Annotated in this window: 20 protein-coding genes and 2 pseudogenes; 14 read left to right on the forward strand and 8 right to left on the reverse strand. The window is 38.1% G+C overall.

All coding sequences use genetic code 11. From position 1 onward, the window contains the following. Positions 1-995 precede the first annotated feature (995 nt). Together fdhD and ACQ86H_RS11130 are read left to right on the forward strand one after the other, a co-directional pair. Positions 996-1,708, forward strand: a pseudogene (gene fdhD / locus ACQ86H_RS11125) (formate dehydrogenase accessory sulfurtransferase FdhD). Then, positions 1,698-2,048 (forward strand): DUF7009 family protein, encoded by a 351-nt coding sequence (locus ACQ86H_RS11130; RefSeq protein WP_431294880.1) that lies wholly within the window; start codon positions 1,698-1,700, stop codon positions 2,046-2,048. Before fdhD ends, ACQ86H_RS11130 begins: the two are co-directional and overlap by 11 nt. On the opposite strand, the gene ACQ86H_RS11135 is transcribed toward ACQ86H_RS11130, so the two are convergent. Continuing rightward, positions 2,038-2,373: a hypothetical protein gene (locus tag ACQ86H_RS11135; RefSeq protein ID WP_431294881.1), complete on the reverse strand. Its 336-nt coding sequence runs from the start codon at positions 2,371-2,373 to the stop codon at positions 2,038-2,040. The two genes, ACQ86H_RS11130 and ACQ86H_RS11135, sit on opposite strands and share 11 nt — an antisense overlap. Before the next feature lie 36 nt (positions 2,374-2,409). Here ACQ86H_RS11135 and ACQ86H_RS11140 point away from each other — a divergent pair, with 36 nt between their 5' ends. Beyond that, positions 2,410-4,419 carry an FdhF/YdeP family oxidoreductase gene (locus ACQ86H_RS11140; protein ID WP_431295378.1) on the forward strand — a complete coding sequence of 670 codons (2,010 nt, stop codon included), beginning with the start codon at positions 2,410-2,412 and terminating at the stop codon, positions 4,417-4,419. A 592-nt stretch (positions 4,420-5,011) separates the two neighbouring features. On the opposite strand, the gene ACQ86H_RS11145 is transcribed toward ACQ86H_RS11140, so the two are convergent. Further along, the gene (locus ACQ86H_RS11145; RefSeq protein ID WP_431294882.1) at positions 5,012-6,616 is read right to left on the reverse strand and encodes an alpha-galactosidase; all 1,605 of its coding nucleotides are present in this window, start codon (positions 6,614-6,616) and stop codon (positions 5,012-5,014) included. Next, entirely contained in the window at positions 6,580-7,272 is a 693-nt protein-coding gene (locus ACQ86H_RS11150) for a glycoside hydrolase family 36 N-terminal domain-containing protein (RefSeq protein WP_431294883.1), read from the reverse strand. The genes ACQ86H_RS11145 and ACQ86H_RS11150 overlap by 37 nt, the downstream gene beginning before the upstream one ends. A 363-nt stretch (positions 7,273-7,635) precedes the next feature. Between ACQ86H_RS11150 and ACQ86H_RS11155 the strand changes: the two genes are divergently transcribed. The 6 genes and pseudogenes from ACQ86H_RS11155 (at position 7,636) to ACQ86H_RS11180 (ending at position 18,523) form a co-directional block, all read left to right on the forward strand. After that, on the forward strand, positions 7,636-8,850 hold the full coding sequence (locus ACQ86H_RS11155; RefSeq protein WP_138821843.1) for a Pycsar system effector family protein: 1,215 nt from the start codon (positions 7,636-7,638) through the stop codon (positions 8,848-8,850). Continuing rightward, on the forward strand, positions 8,850-9,329 hold the full coding sequence (locus ACQ86H_RS11160) for a hypothetical protein (RefSeq protein ID WP_431294884.1): 480 nt from the start codon (positions 8,850-8,852) through the stop codon (positions 9,327-9,329). The genes ACQ86H_RS11155 and ACQ86H_RS11160 overlap by 1 nt, the downstream gene beginning before the upstream one ends. A 29-nt stretch (positions 9,330-9,358) precedes the next feature. Then, positions 9,359-10,884: pseudogene (locus ACQ86H_RS11165) on the forward strand (hypothetical protein); the annotation flags it as partial. Between the two features lie 147 nt (positions 10,885-11,031). Then, entirely contained in the window at positions 11,032-11,946 is a 915-nt protein-coding gene (locus ACQ86H_RS11170) for an SdiA-regulated domain-containing protein (RefSeq protein ID WP_431294885.1), read from the forward strand. Positions 11,947-12,342: 396 nt separating this feature from the next. Then, entirely contained in the window at positions 12,343-15,957 is a 3,615-nt protein-coding gene (locus tag ACQ86H_RS11175; protein ID WP_431294886.1) for a BamA/TamA family outer membrane protein, read from the forward strand. 418 nt (positions 15,958-16,375) lie between these two features. Beyond that, complete coding sequence (locus tag ACQ86H_RS11180; RefSeq protein ID WP_431294887.1) at positions 16,376-18,523, forward strand: GAF domain-containing protein; 2,148 nt, start codon at positions 16,376-16,378, stop codon at positions 18,521-18,523. Between the two features lie 118 nt (positions 18,524-18,641). Here the strand turns inward: ACQ86H_RS11180 and ACQ86H_RS11185 are convergent, their stop codons facing one another. Continuing rightward, positions 18,642-19,244, reverse strand: a complete 603-nt coding sequence (locus ACQ86H_RS11185) for a GIN domain-containing protein (RefSeq protein WP_431294888.1) — start codon at positions 19,242-19,244, stop codon at positions 18,642-18,644. Between the two features lie 266 nt (positions 19,245-19,510). Between ACQ86H_RS11185 and ACQ86H_RS11190 the strand changes: the two genes are divergently transcribed. Further along, the gene (locus ACQ86H_RS11190; RefSeq protein WP_138821837.1) at positions 19,511-19,867 is read left to right on the forward strand and encodes a response regulator; all 357 of its coding nucleotides are present in this window, start codon (positions 19,511-19,513) and stop codon (positions 19,865-19,867) included. A 271-nt stretch (positions 19,868-20,138) separates the two neighbouring features. Then, a complete protein-coding gene (locus tag ACQ86H_RS11195; RefSeq protein WP_138821836.1) occupies positions 20,139-20,690 on the forward strand; it encodes a hypothetical protein in 552 nt (183 codons plus the stop codon). A 47-nt stretch (positions 20,691-20,737) separates the two neighbouring features. Here ACQ86H_RS11195 and ACQ86H_RS11200 read toward each other — a convergent pair whose 3' ends face one another. The 4 genes from ACQ86H_RS11200 to ACQ86H_RS11215 are packed head-to-tail and all read right to left on the reverse strand — an operon-like array spanning position 20,738 to position 22,701. Further along, positions 20,738-21,037, reverse strand: a complete 300-nt coding sequence (locus ACQ86H_RS11200; protein WP_431294889.1) for a hypothetical protein — start codon at positions 21,035-21,037, stop codon at positions 20,738-20,740. A 59-nt stretch (positions 21,038-21,096) separates the two neighbouring features. Continuing rightward, positions 21,097-21,732: an AarF/UbiB family protein gene (locus ACQ86H_RS11205; protein ID WP_431294890.1), complete on the reverse strand. Its 636-nt coding sequence runs from the start codon at positions 21,730-21,732 to the stop codon at positions 21,097-21,099. Positions 21,733-21,734: 2 nt separating this feature from the next. Beyond that, positions 21,735-22,040 (reverse strand): hypothetical protein, encoded by a 306-nt coding sequence (locus ACQ86H_RS11210; RefSeq protein ID WP_431294891.1) that lies wholly within the window; start codon positions 22,038-22,040, stop codon positions 21,735-21,737. 7 nt (positions 22,041-22,047) lie between these two features. Beyond that, complete coding sequence (locus tag ACQ86H_RS11215) at positions 22,048-22,701, reverse strand: TetR family transcriptional regulator C-terminal domain-containing protein (protein WP_138821834.1); 654 nt, start codon at positions 22,699-22,701, stop codon at positions 22,048-22,050. Between the two features lie 226 nt (positions 22,702-22,927). Between ACQ86H_RS11215 and ACQ86H_RS11220 the strand changes: the two genes are divergently transcribed. From ACQ86H_RS11220 to ACQ86H_RS11230, 3 genes are all read left to right on the forward strand, one after another. Continuing rightward, positions 22,928-23,764: an HD domain-containing protein gene (locus tag ACQ86H_RS11220; protein WP_431294892.1), complete on the forward strand. Its 837-nt coding sequence runs from the start codon at positions 22,928-22,930 to the stop codon at positions 23,762-23,764. Between the two features lie 229 nt (positions 23,765-23,993). Continuing rightward, positions 23,994-24,134 carry a Sec-independent protein translocase subunit TatA/TatB gene (locus tag ACQ86H_RS11225; protein WP_084153034.1) on the forward strand — a complete coding sequence of 47 codons (141 nt, stop codon included), beginning with the start codon at positions 23,994-23,996 and terminating at the stop codon, positions 24,132-24,134. A gap of 59 nt (positions 24,135-24,193) precedes the next feature. Next, entirely contained in the window at positions 24,194-24,406 is a 213-nt protein-coding gene (locus ACQ86H_RS11230; RefSeq protein WP_138821832.1) for a hypothetical protein, read from the forward strand. Positions 24,407-24,486: the final 80 nt, after the last annotated feature.

Consider the following 24,486-nt stretch of genomic DNA (forward strand, 5'->3'; position numbering starts at 1 on the left):
AGCAAAATCTTAAAAGCAGCAGGATAGCTTTCTTTTCAAATCATTATATTTAGAATCTGGTTAAATTTATAAAAAATATCAATGGCTTTTTGCGGTTACAAGATGGATAATTTATTGTATAAAAAGCAATATAAGTGAGAGAAGGTTCTATTGCTATGTTCCGGCGAGGAATCTTCATGCGATAGCTATTGGATGCGAGAAGGCTTTTGCAGCCGGCAGCCTGCCCCGATTTTCTGTGAAGCAATCTTACAACGATCGCTATCAGCGTGCGCTTTAAGATTGCTTCGTGCCTCGCAATGACCACCTTTCTTATAAGATCTGTCAATAGTAGAGGTTGGAGTTTTTCAAATACATAGGAGGGCTGATGACAGATATGCAAGGGGGGCGTTTCGACCGCAGTGGAGAACCCGAAGGCTCTGCGAAGCAAAATCTTTTAAATTAGATTTCAATAACTCGGTACAAAGATCTCTCCATTTCGCTGCGCTTCAGTCGAGATGACGACCATTCTATTGGAATCTGTCAATGGTAGACGTTAGAGTTTTTCAAATACATCGGAGTTTGATGACAGGTACACAATGGGCGTCATTTCGACCGCAGTGGAGAACCCGAAGGCTCTGTGCAGCAAAATCTGTTCTTGATAGAGCTCTCCACTTCGCGTTGCTCCGGTTGAGATGACGACCATTCTATTGGAATCTATCATTGATAGCTTAGTTGATTGTTTTATTAATGCGTAGAAATGGTCTTTGACTACACTCATACTGACAAACGAAATAAATTTTATGTAATTTTAAACAGGCTGTTAATTTTTTTTCTGATTTACCAATATATTTATGAGAGATATCCCGTCGTTATCCATCAGGCAAATACCTGTGAGAAAAGTTTCAGGTGTTATTACCGCATCAGCGCTTGATGTACTTTCGGTTGAAGAACCCCTGGAAATCAGGCTGATATATGGTTCGGAAAATAACCGGGTGCAAAAAAACATTTCGGTAACCATGCGGACCCCTGGTCAGGATTTAGAGCTTGCACTTGGTTTTTTATTTACTGAGGGCATTATCTCCGGCAAGGATCAGGTGAAAAATATAAGCCATTTGGCCATGCCATGCGAACTTAATAAGGAAAATATTGTGGGTGTAGAATTAAACGAAGGTTTTATCCCTGATCTTTTACAAGCTGACCGTAACTTTTACACCACCTCGAGCTGCGGGGTTTGCGGCAAAGGCTCTATCGCAGCGATCAGAACAGTAAGCCCTTATTCAAATTACGCTGATCAGCAGGAAATGACCTTATTGCCGGAGGTGTTGTATAAACTGCCCGACCAACTCAGGGCTGCCCAACAGAATTTTGCAGTAACCGGGGGCATTCATGCATCAGGCCTTTTTACGATGGAAGGAGAGCTGTTATTGCTTCGGGAGGATGTTGGCCGACATAATGCTTTAGATAAATTGATTGGTGCAGCACTGGCTAATGATCTGCTCCCTTTAAACCAACGTATATTACTTTTAAGCGGCAGGGCCAGTTTTGAGTTGATTCAAAAGCGGCCATGGCAGGTATTTCCACTGTGGCCGCCATTGGTGCACCCTCCAGCCTTGCTGTAGAACTGGCTTCGGAATTTGGAATAACCCTTTTGGGCTTTCTTCGGGAAGACAGGTTCAATATTTATACCACAAATGCGCGCATATTAATCCCTATATCACATGAAAATTAGAATCAAAGGCAATTCAATCAGATACCGTTTAAGCAAATCAGACGTTACCACATTGGGTATGTTGGGGTTTCTTTCTGAGTTTACCCACTTTGCAAGCCATACGCTGGAATACGCTGTTAGAAGAACAAGCGAGGAAAAACTCACCGCTGATTTTGCTAATAATAAAATTGTGCTGAATATCCCTGTGGAAATGATAACTGAACTGGTAAATACCGAAAAAGTTGGGTTTAGTGACTCCTCAGGTACCGTTAGCTTACTTATAGAAAAAGACTTTGCCTGCCTGGATAACGTGACAGAAGACCAGAGCGACAATTTTCCGAACCCCAACCTCAATTGCTAAGCCATGGAAAATAATGAAAAAAACCTTCAGCAGAAAACCCATACCAGCTGCTGGATCTTAAACTTAGCACGGTAGCACAATCGGCTGCAGGTATGCATGCGGTAATGGCCGCTATGGGAAATCTGATTGAAGAAAAAACATTTTTCAGGGGTAATCTGGCCCTGCTGAACATGAACCAGTTTAAAGGTTTCGATTGTCCGAGTTGCGCCTGGCCAGATCCTGATGATGAACGGTCGCCGGTTGGCGAATATTGTGAAAATGGTGCCAAGGCCCTGGCGGAAGAAGCGACTACAAAAAGGGTTACCGCAGATTTTTTAAACAACATTCGGTATATGAGCTGGCTAAACTGGATGATTACCAGATTGGGAAATTTGGCAGACTTACTGAGCCGATGTATATGCCAAAAGGCGGAACACATTACGAACCGATTAGCTGGGAGAATGCATTTAAGAAAATTGCTGCACACCTCAATGCGCTTCAATCTCCGCATGAGGCTGCCTTTTATACTTCGGGCAGAACAAGCAATGAAGCTTCTTTTGTTTACCAGCTTTTTGCCAAAGAATTTGGGACGAACAATATGCCTGATTGCTCCAATATGTGCCATGAAACTTCAGGTTCGGCACTTAGGCCTACTATTGGTATAGGGAAAGGAACAGTAACCCTTGAAGATTTTTATGAAACAAATCTGATTATTGATATTGGCCATAATCCCGGAACCAACGCCCCGAGGATGATGAGTGCACTGGCAAAAGCGAAGAAAAATGGGGCCAAAATTATTGCCATTAACCCGCTGCCTGAAGCTGGCCTGATGGGCTTTCAGGACCCTCAATCTATTAAAGGAATGATTGGAGGAGGAGTTAAGCTGGCTGATTTGTATCTTCCGGTAAAGATTAACGGCGACATGGCCTTATTAAAGGCACTGGAAATCCTTTTAATGGAGTTTGAAAAACAATACCCGGGGAAAGTTTTTGATCGGGCGTTTATAAAGGATAAGACTACCGGTTATGAAGCTTTTTTAGAACAGTTTAAACAGGAAGATTACAACCTGGATTATTTAGCCCGTTTATCAGGCGTATCGAAGGAGGATTTATATACAGCCGCCGAAATGATTGCATTTAAAAACAGAATTATTTTCTGTTGGGGAATGGGTTTGACACAACAACCCAACGGCGTGGCCATGATTAGGGAAATTGTGAATATCCTGCTGCTTAAAGGTAGCATCGGGAAACCTGGCGCAGGTGTTTGCCCGGTGCGGGGGCACAGTAATGTACAGGGAAACCGGACGATGCTGATTGATGAGAAACCTACTGATGAGCAATTAGACCGTTTGGAAGGACTCTATGGATTTAAAATGCCGCGGGAGCATGGCTATGATGTGGTAAGCACAATAAAAGCAATGCAGGGCGGTAAGGTAAAATTTTTGTTCTGCATGGGTGGCAATTTTTTGTCTGCAACTCCTGATACCACATATACCGCCAATGCAGTAAGGAAACTTGATCTTCTGGTATGTGTTTCTACCAAGCTTAACCGCAGCCATTTAATTCATGGAAATGAAGCATTGATTTTGCCTACGTATGGCCGTAGTGACAAAGACATCGTGAATGGTGAAGTACAGATCATATCTACTGAAAATTCGATGGGTGTTGTACAGGCTTCTAAGGGAATGCTGGATGCCGTATCTAAAAACCTGATAAATGAAACCCAGATTGTATGCCGGATGGCGATGGCCACACTGGGAGAAAAATCGGTTGTGAACTGGCCACTTTACCATGATAGTTACGATGCGGTTCGTGACGCGATAGCACAGTGCATACCCGGCTTTGAAAACTATAATTTTAAAGTAAGACAGAAAGGCGGCTTTTATTTGCCAAACGCTGCAAGGGAAGGAAAATTTATAACCCAGAAATTTGGCGACAGGGCTCCCTTTACACTGACCGAAATTCCAGCCAATCATCTTGAGGAAGATGAGTTTATGATGGCGACCACCAGGACGCATGATCAGTTCAATACGACTATTTATGGGTTGGATGACCGCTACAGGGGAATCAAAAATGAGCGGCGGGTAATTTTTATGAATCAAAAAGACATCAAAAAACTCGGACTGAAAGCAGGGGATAAGGTTGATCTGTTTAATTATGATGATGGAATAACACGAATCGCACCATTGTTTGTAATTGTTGCCTACGAAATTCCGGAGAAGAATACCGTTACTTATTTCCCCGAAACCAATGTGTTGGTTTCAGTAAATAATGTGGTAGCGGAAAGTAATATGCCCGCATCCAAATATGTGAAAATTAAAATTAAAAAACACGAACCCACAATTTATGACCAGGTAAAAAAGGCAGAAGAAGATTACAGGCTGATGCAATAATTGCCCTCTGCTTTTTAATATGAATTACTACCTGATTTAAAGTCTGCCCGGCAGCGGGCGGGTATTAACGGGAGGATTATGGAAACATCGAATCTATCTGTAACCACCTTAATGTCATTAATTTAATTTCGGTTGTTGTCAGTCTGAGCGTAGTCGAAGACTTCTTTAGATTGATAAAACGCAAATAAATACCCTAGATTACGCTGCTATTGACAGATTTAAAAAATCGCCGTCATTTCGACTGAAGCGCAGCGAAATGGAGAAATCTTTGAACTATGTTAAAAGATTTCTCCACTGCGGTCGAAATGAGGCCCTTTGTATATCTGTCATCAACCTTCTGATGTATTTGAAAAAATCTAACTCTACCATTGACAGGATTTCAAAAGAAAGATCGTCATTGCGAGGAGGAACGACGAAGCAATCTATCATACTAGTGAGCCTTGCTATAAAGATTGCTTCGTTGGCTGAAAAAGCCTTCTCGCAATGACGATTCCACACGGTCTCAATGCACTAAATCCTCATGTCACTTATATTGATTTTATACAATAAATTACCCCTCCAGGGTGACATCTTTTTACGATTTATCTCTAATTTATATAGCCTGTATCTTTAAAACCACACTGGTTCTGTAAGCATTTGCTTCCGGATTAAAGCCTACTTTCATTAAAAAGTCGCCAGAGTAAACTTTAGTGCTGTCAATCGGCGATTTAACGCCAGGGTATAGATTAATTTCTTCTATTTTATACTTTTTTGTGGAATCTAATCCTTTTAATTTAACCGGTAATATCACACCGTTTGTAAACAGGGTGGCTACATAATAATTAAAAACAATGGCCTGATCTTTCGACTCATTAACATAAGCAATTGAAGCTATTTTATTTTCATAAGGATCCTGCAGCCGGTATTGCTGGCCATGCCAGATAATATCTTTAAAGCTATTATAGGTTTTAACGGCATTCTGGCTAAAAAGCAAATCATTTTTGCTTAAATCATTTACACGTACATCATAACCGAGTTTCCCCATCATAGCCACATCTGTTTTAAATTTAATAGGCTGTTTACCCATATCCGTAATGTGGTTATCTATTGCAATAGCAGGGAAATAATACGAATATTCCCACTGAATAAAAATCCGGTCGTATGGATTGGTATTATCACTAGGCCAAAATTCGGTGAAATATTGTAGTGCAGCGTAATCAACTCTCGAACCACCTCCGGCACAAAGCATCATCGGTGTTTTAGGATATTTTTTTCTAATCCTATCCAGCACGCTGTTTAATCCCCTGATATATTCAAGATAAAAATGATCCTGGTTTTTTAAGGTAGGGGAGTTGGCATTGTATATCAGAGAATTACAATCCCATTTAATGAAGGCAACTTCCGGTACTTCCTTAAAAATATCATCAACTGTTTTGTAAATAAAATCCTGAACCCTGGGGTTGGTTAAATCCAGCACCAGCTGGTTGCGCATGTAATATTCTTTTCTTTCAGGCTGTCTGATTATCCAATCAGGATGGTTTTCATACAACTCACTTTTAGGGTTTACCATTTCAGGTTCTATCCAGATGCCAAATTTTACACCACTAGCGGTGGCCTCTTTACCCAAAGCACTGATCCCATTCTTCAATTTTTGTCTGTTATATTGCCAGTCGCCCAAACCAGCAGTAGAGCCATTACGTGGATATTTATTACCAAACCAGCCATCATCCAATAAAAAAACATCAACACCTAATTTTTTGGTATCCTTTGTCAATTCATTTAGTTTTTCATCATTAAAATCGAAATAAGTGGTTTCCCAGTTGTTTAAGATGGTAGACCTTTCGCCTTTACCATCCAGTAGCTGATAATTTCTGGCCCAATCGTGCAAATTCCTGCTGGCTAAACCCTTTCCTGCCGATGAGTAAGTATAAATAAAGCGGGGGGTAACGAAATTTTCGCCAGCCTTTAAAGTATAATTCGACGAAAAATTATTGATCCCTGCAGTTATCCGGAGGTAGTACTCGTCAAAAGTTTCAAAATCCAGCTTAAAGTTTCCGGTCCATGCCAGCGATCCGGCAATTACTTCCCCCATGTCTTCGGTTGCAGGCTGGTCTATCGAAACCATAAAGGAAGAAGAATGAAGCAGGTTGGTTCTGGTTCCCAGTTTCGAATCGATGGTTTTTATACCATGCAGTAATTGCTGCTCTTCCGATCGCATTTCGCGGGTAGCACCGCTATATTGGTTTTTAAGAAAGAATTTTTTCCACTCAGGGTAAGGTTTGCCGAAGCATATTTGTTGAGTAATACAGTGCCTTTCTCCTGATGCCTGATTTCAGTCCACTGCTCCATTACGTTTTCATTAAAATAAGCCAGGTATTTTAAGGTCACCTGAAAATTGTATTTTAGATCTTTAAGGATAATGCTGGTCAATTTTCTGTTCTGATCCAGCTGTTCGGTTTTTACATCCGAAAATGTTAATACCGTTGATTTGTTTCCATCGCTATGGGTTACGGTTAATGCCGGCTCTAATAAATTAAGCGAGCCTGAGGCAATGTAAGCTTCACGTTTGTTTAAAAGATCATCAGAGCCGGGCTTATATTTATCTAATGCCTGTATGCCTGGGTATTCGCCCGCATTGTCTAGTTTTTTGCCAAGATAGGTTGATAATAAAGTGTTGTCACGATCTGTTTCTAAAATCAGTACATTGTTTTTTGTTGCAATTTCTATCGTTTTTTGTGCAAAGCCGTTCAGCGCTATTGCCATTGACAGTAAAAAAAGCAGGTGTTTTTTCTTTTCATTATTTGTTCCGGAAAAAAAGTTCAGGTCATATTTGCTACAGCTTAAATCAGGAATGCTGATTGTAAAATATGCCACACCTATTTTTATCATTCAATTCGGTGATATTGGCATTACATTAAAATTCTACTGATGATTGACCATAAAGTTAAATTGAAATTAATGCTTTCTAATGCCAATGAATTCGCTGTTTATATCAAATTGTAATCTTTTTTTAACAAGAATAAACCTGATTGCATGAAATTATTTTTTGAGTCAATCATTTCTAAATCTTATTGTAAAATAAACGGGGCATTATTATTGTTGAGCGGAGATCAGTGTTGTTTTTAAAAAAATAGCGTAATTTTATCACTATAAAAATAAACCGATTTTTCAGCTTTAAAGATTTTTAAGAAATGCATTTCCTTCATCCTATCAAATTATCGCAACATCAATAAGCACATGAACTATAAACAATTGCAGGAAGATGTAGAAAAGCATGTTGGCGATTACTTCCATACCCATAGCGATCCACGCCTGGTTTATCATAACCTGGAGCATACGCAAGAAGTGGTAAATGCTGCGCAGCAAATTGCCAATCATTACCAGTTAAACGAACAGGATTTTTTTATTGTAACCGTTGCGGCCTGGTTTCACGATACAGGGTATTTTGAAGATGCATTAAACCACGAAGCAAAAGGAGCAGCGCTGGCTGATGATTTTTTAGCCGGGCATAAGGTGAATCAGGAAATCCGTGATCAGGTTAAAAGTGCCATATTAGCGACTAAAATTCCTCAGAAACCTAAAAGTGAAATTGATAAAATCCTTTGCGATGCAGATCTGTTCCATTTAGGGCTGGCCGATTTCCGTGCAAAGGGAAAATTAATGCATAAGGAAAATGAACTGATCTATAAAAAAGATATCAGTAAATCAGAATGGCGCAAAAAGGATATCCAGTTTATGGAGTCGCATGATTACCATACCGATTACGCCAATTTGCTGTTAAGCGATCAGAAACAAAAAAATATCGAAAAACTGAAAAGTAAACTCACTGCACAGGAAGTAATCAGTACCGAACTCGAAGAACCTAAAAACTTTGCACCGGTTATTGTTAAAGATAAAAAGAAGAAGGATAAAGACAGCAGGCCAGATAAAGGGATCGAAACCATGTTCAGGATTACCTCAGCCAATAACCAGCGGCTGAGTGATATGGCCGATAATAAGGCGCATATCCTCATCACCGTAAATTCGATTATGCTTTCCCTGATTGTGAGTTTATTGTTAAGGCGGCTGGAAGACCATGGCAACCTGATTATTCCCACATTTATTTTACTGTTGGTGAGTTTAACCTGCGTAGTTGTTTCTATTTTATCAACCCGGCCATCTATTCCGAAAGGAGAATTTACGCAGGAAGATATGGATAAGAAAAAGGTAAACCTGTTGTTTTTCGGTAACTTTTATAAAATGAGTTTGCCCAGTTATACCGATGGTATGATTAAGGTGATGAACGATAAGGACTTTTTATATGGTACATTAATTACCGATGTATACTCGCAGGGCGTAGTTTTGGGCAGAAAGTATAAACTGATCCGCCTGGCCTATAATATTTTTATGTTCGGGTTAATTGCAGCAGTATTGGCATTTGTAATTGCTTACGCAGCTTACGGTAAACTTTAATGGAACAGCTAGTAGAAAACTCTTTTTTTAACAGGGATTTAAGCTGGTTAAAGTTTAACGAACGTATTTTAATGGAGGCAGAGCGAAGTACCGTTCCGCTTTTAGAACGCATTAAATTTCTGTCGATATTTTCCTCTAACCTTGATGAGTTTTATCGGGTAAGGATGCCCGTGTTGCTCGCTTTAGAGAAACTGAGTAGTAAGGAAGATAATGATATCAGGATTGACGATAATTTATTGGATACAGCCAATCAGCTCATTTCCGGTCAGCAGAATAGATATGGCAAGGTACTTAAATCAGATCTGATCCCCTTGCTCAAAGAAAATAAGATAAACTTAATTTACGGAGAGCCATTCCCCGCAGAAATTGAAAAAAGCACAACCCGGTATTTTTTAAGCCAGGTAATGGCCTTTTTGCAGCCTGTTTACCTTCATGCAGATTCTGATTTTTTCCTTCCAATAATGAACTGTATTTTCTGATTACACTAAAAAAGAAAGAGGGTGCAGAAGTGGTTATTTTAAATATCCCTTCCAACCAGTTACCCCGTTTTTATAAGATCGAATCAGGTGATGAAACTTTTGTGGTGTTTCTGGATGATATTGTGCGTTTTCATTTAGACCGTGTTTTTCCGCAAGGTGAGGTAACTGGTTGTTATAGTTTCAAAATCACGAGAGATGCTGAAATAGATCTCAAAGATGAATATTCAGGCAGTTTATCAGAACAGCTGGAAAAACAATTGTTGAAACGCGATTCGGGTTTAGCTACTCGTTTTCTCCACCAGCCTGGCATACCTGCCAATGTATTTGAACTGCTTAAAAAACTTTTCAATTTAAAAAAGGCCAACAGGATAGAAGGCGGGCAGTACCATAACCTGAAAGATTTTATGGCTTTTCCGGTAAATTCTGCAAAGTTATCCAACCAAAACTGGCCAAAACTTTGTAATACCGATTTGATAGATGGATCGTTAACCGAGGCTATTTACAAAAACGATATTATTGTACATACACCTTACCAGAGTTACGATAGTGTGTTGCGCTTTTTTAATGAAGCCGCTATTGATGCCGAAGTCAGGGAGATTTACGTTACGCTATATCGCGTAGCAAGCGATTCGAAAATTGTAAATGCTTTAATCAGCGCGGCAAAAAACGGCAAAAAAGTTACCGTTTTAGTTGAGCTTAAAGCCCGTTTTGATGAGGCCAATAACATCAAGTGGGCAAAAAAATGAAGGAAGTTGGCGTTGATATTATTTACAGTGTTACTGCTTTAAAAGTTCATGCCAAGGTAGCCTTAGTGAAACGCCAGGTTGGGAATAGAATGCGTTATTCTGGTTTGTTTGCTACCGGAAACTTTAATGAAAGCACAGCTGCTTTTTATACCGATCATATTTTAATGACGGCCAATAAAGAAATGCTGCGTGAGGTAGAATTACTATTTATTTTTCTGTCCAAAAGGGTTAAACCTACTTCCTCAGACCAGGTTAAGTTTAATCATTTGTTAGTGGCTCAGTTTAATTTACAGCAAGTTTTTCTCAACCTGATTGATAGGGAAATTGAACACGCCAAACAAGGTAAACCAGCAGGTATTACCATTAAAATGAATAACCTCGAAGAAAAGGTTTTGATCAATAAACTGTACGAGGCTTCACAGGCAGGGGTAAAGATTGAAATGATTGTGCGGAGCATTTGCCGCCTGATTCCAGGTGTAGCAGGGATGAGCGAAAACATTAAGGTTACCCGCATTGTAGATCGTTATTTAGAACACGGACGTGTTTTTATCTTTGATAACCTGGGCAAAAAAGATGTGTACCTCGGTTCTGCCGATTGGATGAACCGGAATATCTATCGAAGAATTGAAGTTTGCTTTCCGATTTATAATGAGCAGATAAAGCAGGAAATGATCGCTATTATCGAAATCCAAAAACAAGATAACGTGCAGGCGGTTTGTATAGATGAAAATATGAATAATATTCCGGTTAAAACTGGTGGGGTTCTTGTTTCCTCTCAGCATGATATTTATGAATTACTGAAAAAAGATTAAATACAGCTTAGTACGGTCGTCATTCCCAACCCGATAGCTATCGGGTTGATTGGGAATCTTAAACCTATTGCATTACGATTCCCGCCTGCGCGGGAATGACGGACGATAAATAAAAACAGTTATTAAAGATTAAATTTTACCCTTATGAAATACAATAAAACTTTTTTGGCTTCAGGTCTTCTAATCGCTTCCGCTTTTTTTAGCGTATCGTGCGTTAATGGCAACCGAGATGATAAAAAAAATGATTCAACCAGTACAACAGCTTCAACAAGTGAGACAGCAAAATCAGATTTTCCTTATGATCTGGCTAATCCGGTAAAATACAACATGCCACATAATCTTTTCGAAATTTCAGGCATTGTATTTCATAATGGCGATCCAAAAGAAGTATTTGCGATACAGGATGAAGATGGCGACCTCTTTCATTTAGGTTTGGGCGATAAAGAGTCAAAATTTACGAAATTTGGCGGCAAAGGCGATTATGAAGATGTAACCATCATCAAAAATTATTTCATTGTGTTAAAAAGTAATGGTGAATTGCATACGTTCCCAATTGCTGAAGTAGGTAAGCCAGAAGCCGCCAATGTAACCAAAACCAAAGATCTTGTACCCAAAGCCGAGTATGAAGGATTGGCGGCAGATGAAAAAAACAATATGATTTATGTGCTGACTAAAGATAGTAAACCTGATTCTAAGGCAAAGGCTTCCAGTATTTACGGCTTTAAAGTTGCTGATGATGCTTCGCTAACAGCAGCAGGAGAATTTAGCCTTTCGCATAAAGCGATTGAAAAAGCTTCCGGAAGCTCAAAATCAAGGTTCCGTCCATCTGCACTGGCTAAAAATCCAAAAACCAATGAGTGGTACATTCTTTCATCAGTAAATAAGCTGTTAGTGATTACTGATGCTGATTTTAAAGTTAAAACAACACAAGCATTAGATCCGAAGTTATTTAATCAACCGGAAGGCATTGCTTTCGACCGCGATAACAACCTTTACATTTCTAACGAAGGCGGAACCCTGGCCGCTGGTAATATTTTACAGTTTAAATTGAAGAAGTAAATTTGGTAGTTGTATCAGGATCTATTAAGAGGCTGTCTCATTAATATAAATTGTCATCGTGATGGCTAATTTATTTTATAAAAATCAATATGAATGGACAAATGGATAAAGAAGGTGATTGGTCTCGAAAATATCGTCATTTCGACCGCAGTGGAGAAATCTTTTAAAATAGTTTAAGGATTTATCCACTCCGCTGTGCTCTATTCAAAATAACAACTTATTATAATAATAACTTAATGTCCTTAATTTCTTAATGGTGAGATTTCAACTTATATTTTTTCACCATTAAGGAGTTAAGATAAATTAAGGGTGTACTTTTAACCACGATAAAAGAGATTCTTAACATAAAAAATCTCAAAAAAATTAAAATAACTATCTTTATACAAATGTTGCTCTATGATTAAAAGATTTACCCTTTTTACCGTCTTATTTTTAATCAACTTCATTGCCTTTGCGCAGGATGATGTAAAATACCGTGTAATTCTTTTTGGAGACGCAGGCGAAATGAACCCTGCCCAAATGCAGGATTTAAAAAATGCTGCAAAGCAGATCCTTCCCAAAAAAACAACAGTTGTATATCTGGGCGATAATATTTATCCAACCGGAATGGGCCTGCCAGGCAGTGTAGAAGAGGATACAACCAAAAAGATTCTGCGTTCGCAGTTCGAACCGATGCGAAAAATGGGGGCTGCGGTTTATTTTATCCCTGGCAACCACGATTGGGATAAATCCGGGCCTAAAGGACTGGCCAAAATAAAAGCCCAGGGCGATTACCTCAGGCAACAGAACGACCCTTTACTGAAACTGATTCCAGATAATGGTTGTCCTGATCCCATAGCGATTAAATTAACCGATAAACTCACCATTATTGCCTACGATAGTGAATGGTGGTTGTTCCCCTACAATAAATCTAATCCTGATGGCGATTGCGACTGCCGTACCAAAGATGAGGTGCTGGTAAAAATGGAGCAGTTATTGGAAGAAAATAAAGATAAAGTAATTCTTCTGGCATCGCACCATCCCTTCCAAAGTTACGGGCCACATGGTGGTTATTTTAACTTAAGAAATCATCTGTTTCCGTTAACATCTTTAAACAAAAATCTCTATATCCCTTTGCCTGGCTTAGGTTCTGTTTATCCTTTATTACGTTCTACCTTATTGAGTCCTGAAGATTTAAACCACCCGGCTTATAAGGATATGATTAAATCGGTAACCGGTGTATTTGGCGATTATCCAAATGTAACTTATGTGGCCGGGCATGAACATGGCCTACAGTTAATTAAGGGAAAACAATTGCAGATTATCAGTGGATCGGGTTCAAAAGTATCACCAAATAAAGAAGGTAAAACCTCATTGTTTCACGAAATGCAGCAGGGTTACGTAGTGGCCGATCAGTTGAAGAACAATGATATGCGTTATGAATATTATATCTATTCAGATACCAGCGTTAAAAAGGTTTACAGTTACCTGAAAAAGTTCGAAACCATTTCTCAAAAAGTAAGAAACAGAGATAAACCAATAACTGCCGATAGCATTTTTGTGCGCGTTAAGCCAGAATACGATAGTGTTGGCCGTTTTCACCGATATGTTTTCGGCGAAAATTACCGTAAAGAGTATGCCGAAAAAACAAAAGTTCCTGTGCTGCGTGTTTCGCAAATGATGGGTGGTTTAAAAGCAACCCAACGTGGTGGTGGTAACCAATCGCGATCATTGCGTTTAGAAGATAAAGACGGCAAAGAATATGTATTGCGAAGCGTAGAAAAATATCCGGAAGTACTTCTGCCTGCTGCCTTACGCGAAACTTTTGCGAAAGATATTATAAAGGATAACATGTCAGCACAGCATCCGTTTTCGGCACTCGTGGTTCCTGAACTTGCCAAAGCTGGTGGCATTGCACATAGCAACCCGATTATTGGCTGGGTTTCGCCTGATGATAATCTTGGAGAATTTGAATCAGCTTTTGCAAATACCCTGTGTTTATTCGAAGAGCGGGAACCCACCGGAGATTCAGACAACTCTCCAAAAATGGATAGAAAGCTTACTGATGATAATGATAATAAACTGGATGGACCATCATGGGTGAGAGCAAGGGCATTTGATGTATTATTGGGTGATTGGGACAGGCACGAAGATCAATGGCGCTGGAAAGCAACCAAAACCAAGGACGGTCAGATTTATACGCCAGTGCCTAGAGACCGTGATCAGGTATTTTTTAGATCAGATGGCTTTTTACAGCGTTATACACAATCTTCGTCATTATTACCAATGATGCAGGGTTACGAACGTGGCATACAGAATATCAATTGGTTTTTATGGGAAGGAAGGGAAATCAGCAGCCGCTGGACCGCTAATATCGATGAGGAGGAATTTGATAAAATTGTGAAAGATTTCTGCGCAAATTATAACGATGCAGTTTTCGAAAAAGCATTGAAAAAACTCCCTGAACCAAGTTATTCCCTTCATCATGATGCTTTTCTGGCGCAGATGCGTAACCGGATAGCCACTTTGCCAAAGCTGATGAACCAGTACTATCATTTTTTTAACCGCATTGTGGATATCGAAGTGACCAATAAGAATGAACGCATTCAGATTACCGATGCTGAAAACGATGGATTACGGGTGAAAATCAATAAAATTTCTAAAGAGGGTAATATTGAAGATGAGCTTTTTGACCGGAAATTTGACCCGAAAGTAACCAAAGAGATCAGGGTGTACATGCACAATGGTAACGATAGCCTGATCCTGAACAATAAAAACTCAAATATTAAACTACGGATTATTGGTGGAAAGGGTACTAAAGTTTACGATTTTGCAAACAGTAACGGATCTGTAAAATTATATGGCAGAACGGATAAGGCAACTTATAACGGAGAGGATGCCAATAAGATCAGAAAAATAATCTCTAATGATACTTCAAATTTTAGCTACATCCCGAAAGATATGTACCGCCGAAATTCTTGGTTATTAAATGCTGGTTATAATCAGGATGACGGGGTTTTATTGGGTTTGATTTATAAACAAACCAATCCAGGTTTCAGAAAGCAACCTTATGGCAATTCGCAAACCATTTCTTTTCTGCACTCTTTCTCTACAAAAGCCTTCAGGTTTAATTATAAAGGTGAGTGGTTAAAAGCTTTAGGAAAGGGCGATTTTGTATTAAAAGCCGATGCTTTCGCCCCAAATAACACACAGAATTTCTTTGGTTTAGGTAACGAAACACATTTTGATGAGCATGGCGATGATGATGATAATATCAGGTATTACCGTGCACGTTTCAATCTTTACCAGGTTGATGCCTCCATCAGGTGGCGCCGTCCTAAATCTACTTTTAGTGTTGGTCCGTCCTATCAATATTATAAATATAATCAGGAAGATAACGATGGCCGTTTTATCGAAAATACATCACAATTGCATTCTTCTGATTCGCTTACCGTTAGAAACGAAAAGATGTTTGCAGGTGCATTTGTGAATTTCACCAACAACACCCGCGATAATGATTTATTACCAACTTTAGGTAGTTATGTAGATTTTAAACTATTGGGCTACAAAGGCATTAACAAATATTCTAACTCTTATGGGCAGTTTACAGCGAGTATAGCATTATATAAAAACCTGGATGGCAGAAAAAACTTCATTTTGGCAGACCGTTTTGGTGGTGGGGTAACCATTGGTAAACCTGCATTTTACCAGGCCTTATTTCTAGGCGGACAAGGAAATCTTTTAGGCTATCGTCAGTTCAGGTTTGCGGGGGAACATACGTTTTACAATAATTTAGAGTTACGTGCTAAACTTGGCGATTTAGTAAGCTACGTTTTACCCGGACAAGTTGGCTTACTGGGTTTTTATGATGTAGGCAGGGTATGGAAAAGAAATGAAGCCTCTACATTGTGGCACCATGGTGTAGGAGGAGGGGTTTATTTTGCTCCCGCATCACTCACAGTTGTGCGATTTGTGATGGGACATTCTTCGGATGGCTGGTATCCTTATGTATCGCTTAATTTTAGGTACTAAATTTGTGTAACATATTAATAGATCTAATATCCAAGTATTACGTTCAGCAGACGAATATTGCTTTAAGGAGTATGTATCTTTGCAATGGATTAGTAATTAAATAGATAACTATAAATTTTACACTATAGCAAACTTATACAATGAATACCAATGTAATACAGATACATAAAAACGAATGTATACATTGCCAGGTAGAATCATCTCTGTCTTTTCGCCCCCTTGTGGAGTATTTAAAAGGCAGGTTGAAAACAGAAAAATCGGTAAAATCTGAATTTTACAGGTTTTTACTTCAAAAAATTGAAAAAGACGATGTGCTGCTTGGCAACATCAGTGCAGAAGAATTATCCAAATATAAAGATACTTTAGAATTAATTTTTACTATTCTAACCCCTTTAATGGATAACGAAGATGATTTGTTTTGGGCTTTAAGTACCCCGATCCCGGATCAGATTTTTTTAGCACCAATGCATTTTATAAATTTTTTAAGGATCACGATCCTAAAAACAAGGTAACGAAAGATAATGAGCCGGTTGAGAAAAAACAGCTTAAGTTTATCTATAACGTAATTTTAGGCCGTTTTTATAATTTTACCCCGGTACTGAAAAACGAGATCATTTATGCGCACATTAATGAGGAAACGAAACTAACGCAGTATTATAATATCCAGACGGATACCAAGTTTGTAGACATTATGCATAAGGGCGATTTGCCTGAGCTGAATTTCGAAGAATTAGGTAAACATTTTCAGGAAGAAACGGAATTAGAATACCTGGTAGAAAATCTGTCTTTGAGTAATTTCCATTTTGAAGGCTTTAGCATCATTTCCATTACCGATGTTACTTTGCAACACTCTATTGAAGGTATTCGGGGTGCGTTGGCTGATCATAACTACCAGACCGAAGCTTATAGCCATGTAATACATGCGTTAAAAACTCTTAGTGGTAACAGTAAGCTGGAATTTGGCCTGATGCCTTTTTTAACGGTTAATAATAAGCTGGTATTTGATAACCAGGAGTTTTCGCAAAGTAAGCTCATTAATTCGGCAAAAGCTTCTAATTTAGAAGAAGAAGTTTTTTATTCGCTGGTTGATAAGTACAAGGAAAACCCAAGGGCTATTTTTGTGGGCGCCATTAACGAAGATCAGATAGAGAAAGATCCTTTTTTAAAGGTTTTAAAAGCTGCGGGTGTTAGTTCTTATTCAGTGCTGCCTATTTACTATAATAAAGAGCTGGCGGGCGTACTAGAGGTATATTCTAATGATGAAGTAGCCGTTGATGATAAATTGTTATCCAGGTTACGTCCGGCAATGCCGTTAATCGGTCAGCTTTTCCAATACAGCATTGAAGAGTTTAATGCCAAAATGGACGAAATTTTAATGGATAAATTTACGGCCCTGCAACCTTCCGTTCAGTGGAAATTTAACGAGGCCGTTTGGCATTTTCTTCAGCAGAATAATGGTTATCACAAGTTAAAAGAAATCGAGACGGTTACCTTTAAACATTTATACCCGCTGTTTGGTGCTGTTGATATCCGCAACTCCACCATCGAGCGTAATAAAGCGCTTAAAGATGATATGGAAGTGCAGTTAAATACCTTAATTGATACTTTAAAACTCATCCGTAAGCATGTTTCTTTAGAGCTGATTGATAAGCTGGTTTTTAATTGTAAGGACTGGATTAAACGAATTGGCGATTTTGCTTCATCAAACGAAGAAAGTCAGCTGAACGAATTTTTGGAAGTTGAGGTTTATCCTTTCTTGTCTATCATTAAAGGAAATCATCCTCAAACAGCCGACGTGATTGATAAATATTTCGAAGTGGTGGTGCCAGAAACCGGAGCCGCATTCGAAAACCGCAGGCAGCTGGAAGTTTCCATGCAGCTGATCAATACCGAAGTAAGCCAGTACCTGGAAAAATCGCAATCAAAGCTGCAGGCTTCTTATCCTTGCTATTTTGCCAAATTTAGAACAGATGGGGTAGAGTATGATATTTATATTGGCCAGGACATAGCGCCCGAAAAACCGTTTGATTTGCTTTACCTGAAAAATATCCGCTTGTGGCAGCTTACTTCCATGGTTGATATTGCCCGGTTATCAAATAGTTTAATTGCCGAAATGCCACGCGCACTCGAAACTACGCAATTGATTTTTATCCACTCAAATGCTATTGATATTAGTTTCAGGAACGATGAACGCCGTTTTGATGTAGAAGGAGCATACAATATCCGTTACGAAGTAGTTAAAAAACGGATTGATAAAGTGCTGATAAAAGGAACTTCAGAACGTTTAACACAGCCGCATAAAATTTCTATGGTTTACTTTAATCCTGAAGAAGCCAAAGAATATGTAGAATATATCAAATACATGCAGGTTCAAGGTTATTTAAACGACGATTTAGAGCAATTGGAATTGGATGAACTTCAGGGTGTATCAGGCTTAAAAGCGTTAAGGGTAGGCGTAAAGTATCTGGAAAATAAAGTAACGACAAAGACAGATGCTGCTAAAAAGCTTAAACCTAAAGAAATCAAATCTATTGAGAAGGAGATCGCAAAGGTGTTGCAGCACTAATAATCGTAAGAAGTCGTCATTAATTTTGTGCATTCCATCGTTCTCTTAGATTTTCCCATATAATAAAAGGCTTTCTGATCCCGATCAGAAAGCCTTATTTCATTTGTGTGTTTTATAATTAGTTGATGGCAGCAATTTCTCTTTCAACAGCATCAGTTTCTATCGAACTGATATTGGTTTTTAAAGCAGCAAATTTATCGATGGTTAACTTTTGTGATTTACCCATTACCAAAGTATGGATATCAGTAGAGCCGCTTAATTTTAAATCTGCATAATCTGAAATCACAGTATATAAACCTTCTGAGCTGGTATTGATATCTGCATGAGCATTTCCTTTTAAAAAGATCTGAAGATATTTGGTGTTTAGTTTTCCTTCAGTTTTAACAATGGCATTTTCTGATGCTTCAATCCTGAAAAAATCATTTACATAAACGGTTAATTTTGCTTTTTCAGTACTGGTTGAAGTGATTTTTAAATTATCCCCCATTTGCATCACTTTTGCTGTTCCTATGTTATCATCACTATAAAAAATACCGGCATTACTTCGTTGGATAATGGTTACTTCTACATTTCCTGCCACTGAAATTCTTCTAAAGGCCGATATTTTTATAATGGCATCTGGTTCTTTTTCTATTGCAGAAACCCTTGTGGTAAATACAGCAAATGATAAAACAATTGCTGTTAATGAAGTTGCGATTAGCGTTTTGATAGCGGTTTTCATAATATTTTTATTTAATAATTAAATGTTAATTAATTGTTATTTAAATGTTTAAGTATTTTTGTTTTTGTTTTGATGATAAGACGCGGTGAAATGAAAAACGTTGCAGGCCATATTGCATTTTTATACAATCGATACGTAATACTCGACGAACAGGCATTAATCCAAGACGAAAACCTGAAACTTTACCAAGCATTTGTAAAATAATTTAAGATCCATTTTTGGATTGCTCTTTTTTTATCTTTAATGAGAATTTAGTCTGTTTATTTATGAAGAAAAAGGTTGTACTTGTTCAGGATAATAAAGATATCCTCGATATAATGGACCAGGTATTAGAAGAAGAGGGCTTTGATGTTACCGCATCTTTAACAACCGATCCTATAGATAAAATAGATGAAATTGAGCCCGATGTAGTGATTGTGGATGATCACATCAAAGGCAAAAAGAAAGGTTCGCAGGTGATTAAAGAACTTAAATCTGACCCTGAAACGCAAGACCTACCGGCCGTGCTCACCTCAACATCCAATAACTTACCGCAGCAGGCAGAAGATTGCAAAGCCGATGATTATATTGAAAAACCATTTGATATCGATCACATGGTTGATGTGGTAAAGAAAAATACTTAGCGTTTATTTAATAGCATAATCGTCCTTTTCGATCCGATAGCTATCGGATGGAGTGCAATGGAATGGATAAATCTAGAAAAGCATTTTACCGGATTTAATTTATTGATTTCCGGACTGCGCTCAAAATGACGGATCTAAATAAAAGTCTCCTGCAATTATTAATTATAAACATATTGCGCCTTAGGATGTAAAAGTTGCTACAATAATAAACCGAATGGCAGATGGATTGTTTAGTCCTCATGACGTGTTTACTTAAACAATAAATATACCTATGACCTTTTGCAAAACTGTCCTTCTATTTTCCCTGTCTTTTGGTTTAACAAATGCGGCGTTTGCCCAGGTAACGAAACCTGCGCCATTGCAACAAAATGTAACATCGAACAAACAAATGGTCGACCAGGCAATTTTAGCAATTCGACAGGATGTGCAGAAAATCAATTCAAAGCCGTTAAAAAAGGAACACTACACTTATGAATCTGCCGGTTGTACGGAGGACGGCGTAGTGAATTACTATTTTGACGGAAAAGCCATCGTTAAAATCGTAGAATCAGGTTCAATAGGTGATGGGAGCTGGGTAAATGAATACTATTACCGATCGGGTAAAGTTATTTTTTGTTTTGAGACCATTATTGGCGGACCTGCCATTGGCAAGGTTACCAAAACAGAATACCGGTTTTACGTTAAAGATGGCATTCCTTTAAAAACAATGGAAGGAGCGAAGACTGTAAAATCGGATTCAAAAGCCAGTGAGTCTATCGGAACTGCAGGCAGCATATTTGAAGCTTATACATCAAAAGATTTTGCCGGAGCATTATGTAATTAATCCATTCCAAATAGCTACCGGTTTAGTGCAACCATATTAATCTCCTTTTATCTTTCTAAAGTGGGTTTATAGGTATCCGTATTTACAGTAGCCTGTAACTCGTGCAAAATCTGGTATAACCCAAAATTAGTCCGGTTAACATAAATAAAATGTTTTACCCCACGGGCCTGTTTAAATTCTGGCATTTTAGAAATCTTTTCACCGTATGCGTACAGCTGCTCAAAAAAATCAGGCTTACTAAAATCAAAAGATTTACTGATATAAGGTTTGGCAAAGAGACTGATCATTTCCCTATATGATTTATAATAAAATTCAACCTGCTCAGCAGAATCGTCTGCGTGGATCATATCCAGTTTTTTAAAAGCATCGATCGTTTTATTTTTATCATTGATGACATCAGTAGAAATTAAGGAAAAAAAGGGTAATAAAAGTCATCTGGCATTTCTTTAATACAGCCAAAATCAATTACGCCTAAATTTTCATCTGGAGTGATCATAAAATTCCCCGGATGTGGATCTGCATGTACAGCCCTCAGTTCGTGTTGCTGAAAGTTGTAGAAATCCCATAAAGCCTGACCGATTTTATTCCGAAGTTGCTGAGACGGATTGGTTTGCAAAAATTCCTTTAAGTGCTGCCCATCAATCCAATCCATCGTGATGATACGTTTACCAGATAGTTCGGGATAATATTTCGGGAAAACCACATGATCAAGGTTTTTACAGGCTTCAGAAAATTCTATAGAACGTTTAACTTCCAGTTCGTAATCCGTTTCTTCGAGCAAACGTTCTTCAACTTCTTTGATATAGATGTTCAATTCTCTTTCAGACATGCCCAGTAAACGGAATGCAAAAGGTTTTACCAGTTTTAAATCAGACGAAATACTATCGCCCACGCCTGGATATTGAATTTTGATGGCTAATTTTTTGCCATTAAGCATGGCCTGGTGTACTTGCCCGATAGAAGCTGCATTGCTGGAATTTAAGTTAAAACTATCGAAAATGTTTTCTGGTGTTTTACCGAAATTTTTGGTGAAAGTACGCACAATTAACGGACCTGAGAGGGGGGAGCATTGTATTGCGACTGGCTAAATTTATCAACATACGATTTAGGCAGGATATTTTTATCCATGCTCAGCATTTGTGCAATTTTTAAGGCGCTGCCTTTTAGTTCGCTCAGTGATTTATAAATGTCGGTTGCATTATCCTCATTAAGCTGTTCCCGGTCCATTTCAGGATTAAACAGTTTTTTCGAATAATGTTTAATGTAATTACCTCCGATCTGAATACCTGTTTTAACAAATTTTGCCGAACGCTCTACCTTTGTAGTTGGAATACTTTTTTGTGTCTTCATCTGGTGTTTAAAACCTCATCTTTTCTGCAAATTTTCCATTCCTGGATAAAAACTTCCCGTATTCCAATAAATTATCAATTGGCGAATGCTGAAAGAGATCGAAAGTAACATTAATGCCTTTTTCTATGGCTTCATCGCTTTTTTCGAAAGCTTCACTATCATCGTTGATCCAGAAATTAAGAATAAAGGCAAACTGGATCCATAAGGCATCCTTATATCTTTTGCTTAAAAAGCGGCGCTCAGCAAGTTCTCCACTATCTAAACCCTCTTCAATAATTTCTTGTGCGAAGTTCTCGAAAACAGGCTTTACGCCAGCCAGTACATCAGGGGTAGAAAATTTACCCCGGTGATTTTTTAAACTATAAATCACAAAACTGCGTTCATTCTTCAGATTTTCAAGATAACTGTAAAAGAATGAAAGCATTTTTTCTCTGGCCGTATACTGGAGCCAAACTTCCTGCTCTTTGATTTTAGTAATGGTTTCGAAAGTGAGTTCAAACCAGATTGTTTTCTCAATGCTTTCGAAAGAAGAGAAAAACTGATAAAAATCGGCTTCGGTAATTTTAATTTTTTTTGCAAAAATGTAAACCGATTTAGGCTTTTCATTGTTCGTTAAAACATAATCTAAATACCCTTTTCTAATTTGTTCAGCAGTTGCCATATCGCTATTTTTTACAATTATAACGTTTAATTAATCGGGTTGTTTTTACTGCTGTTTTTTTGTTGATCACGAAATTGTAATAATAGCTTTCAAAATATTTGAAAGTTGGTTTTTAGACTAATAATTTTAGTTTTATAAAATTTTAATGTTGATAATTTTTTATGATAAAGCTAATATATTTAGTATTTTTACTGCTGATTATTCCTTTTAATTAAAGCACAGTAATATGATCCAGGTAAACGATTTTTTATATGGCAAAATGGAACTGCCAATGGTATTTTCCGATCTGTTAAATACTGACGCTTTAAAAAGATTAGGTGGGGTTCACCAAAGCGGTGCTATATTTTTGGTCAATCCGGATATCTGCCATTCACGGCTGGAGCATGCTATCGGAGTGACCATGCTGATCAGGATGCTTGGTGGTTCGGAACTGGAGCAAATTGCTGGCTTGCTACACGATATTTCGCATACTGCCTTTTCTCATGTGGGTGATTATGTGTTCGACAATTTGGACGAAGATTATCATGAAAAGATTTTTGCCGAGGTTTTATGTAAATCTGAAGTGCCTGATGTACTGTTGAAATATGGATATAATGTTAACCAGGTTCTGTATGGCACCTTTGATATTTTAGAACAGCCCTTGCCAGCGCTCTGTGCCGATCGTTTGGATTATACTTTACGGGATGGAGTTCATGGTGGGGTAATTTCCCGCCAGCGTGCACGCGAATTTTTGACTTCAGTTGTTTTGAATGATGGGAAAATAGCGGTGAATGCACAAACTGAAGTAGCATGGATTAATGAAGCTTTTGAGAAGCTGAATAATGAGGTTTTTAAATTGCCCCTTCATTTATATGCTAATGGCAAAATGGCCGAACTGATCAAAAAATTTTTGAATAAAGGAATATTGGTTGAAAGTGATCTGTTTAAAACAGATACCATGCTGCTGAACAAAATCAGAACATCATATGAAGGTTATGAAGCCATCAAGTCGATCAAACAATTAAAAGGTTTAGCCGAATTTATGCGCCATGGAGCGGTACCAAATATTAAAAAAGAACATTGAATGCTTTGTTGGTTTAGTTTTTAGGGGTTGGTGTTAAGCGTCGATTATTTTCTTCGTTTTCGTCATCCTGAACTTGTTTCAGGATCTTTCTTGTATAAATAATTTATCAATTCAATTTGGAGTTTATGCCAGGTACTATGGAAAAAAATGACCAATCTACAATGACCAATGAAGAAATCAAACAATCCGGTTCAAAATAAATCGCGTATATTGGGGAAAATATAACGATATGTCTGCAATAGAAATTATTTTAATCGGCGTGGTTATCCTGCTTATTTTTGGTGGTAAGAAACTTCCCGAACTAATGAGGGGAATAGGGAAGAGTGTAAAAGAATTTAAGGATGCCAAAAATGAGCCGCCAGTTAAATAATTCTTATTAGTGAAACATTCTTTTACAGGCACTGTTTTAATTAAAATAAATACCAAATAATGGAAAATCAAAAACAAGACCTGGCCAAATCAAAATCAGATTTTACTGAAAAAAATGCTGAAAATCCTGATAAAGGACTCAATAACTGGAACGACCGTTTGGATGAGAATCTGGAGCCTGAAGCGCATAGTGATCATGAGGCAGATGAAAAGGCCAAAGATTTTTCAGAGAAATATGGTAGTGGCGATCAGTCCGACCAGGGAAATAACTGAATTTTTATTATATAGCCGCTTTTATAAGGTGGCTTTTTTAGTTATATCCATCTTTACCATTTCTATTTTTTCATAGCAAT

Origin of the sequence: Pedobacter sp. P26, assembly GCF_050632135.1 — a bacterium.
Taxonomy (GTDB): domain Bacteria; phylum Bacteroidota; class Bacteroidia; order Sphingobacteriales; family Sphingobacteriaceae; genus Pedobacter.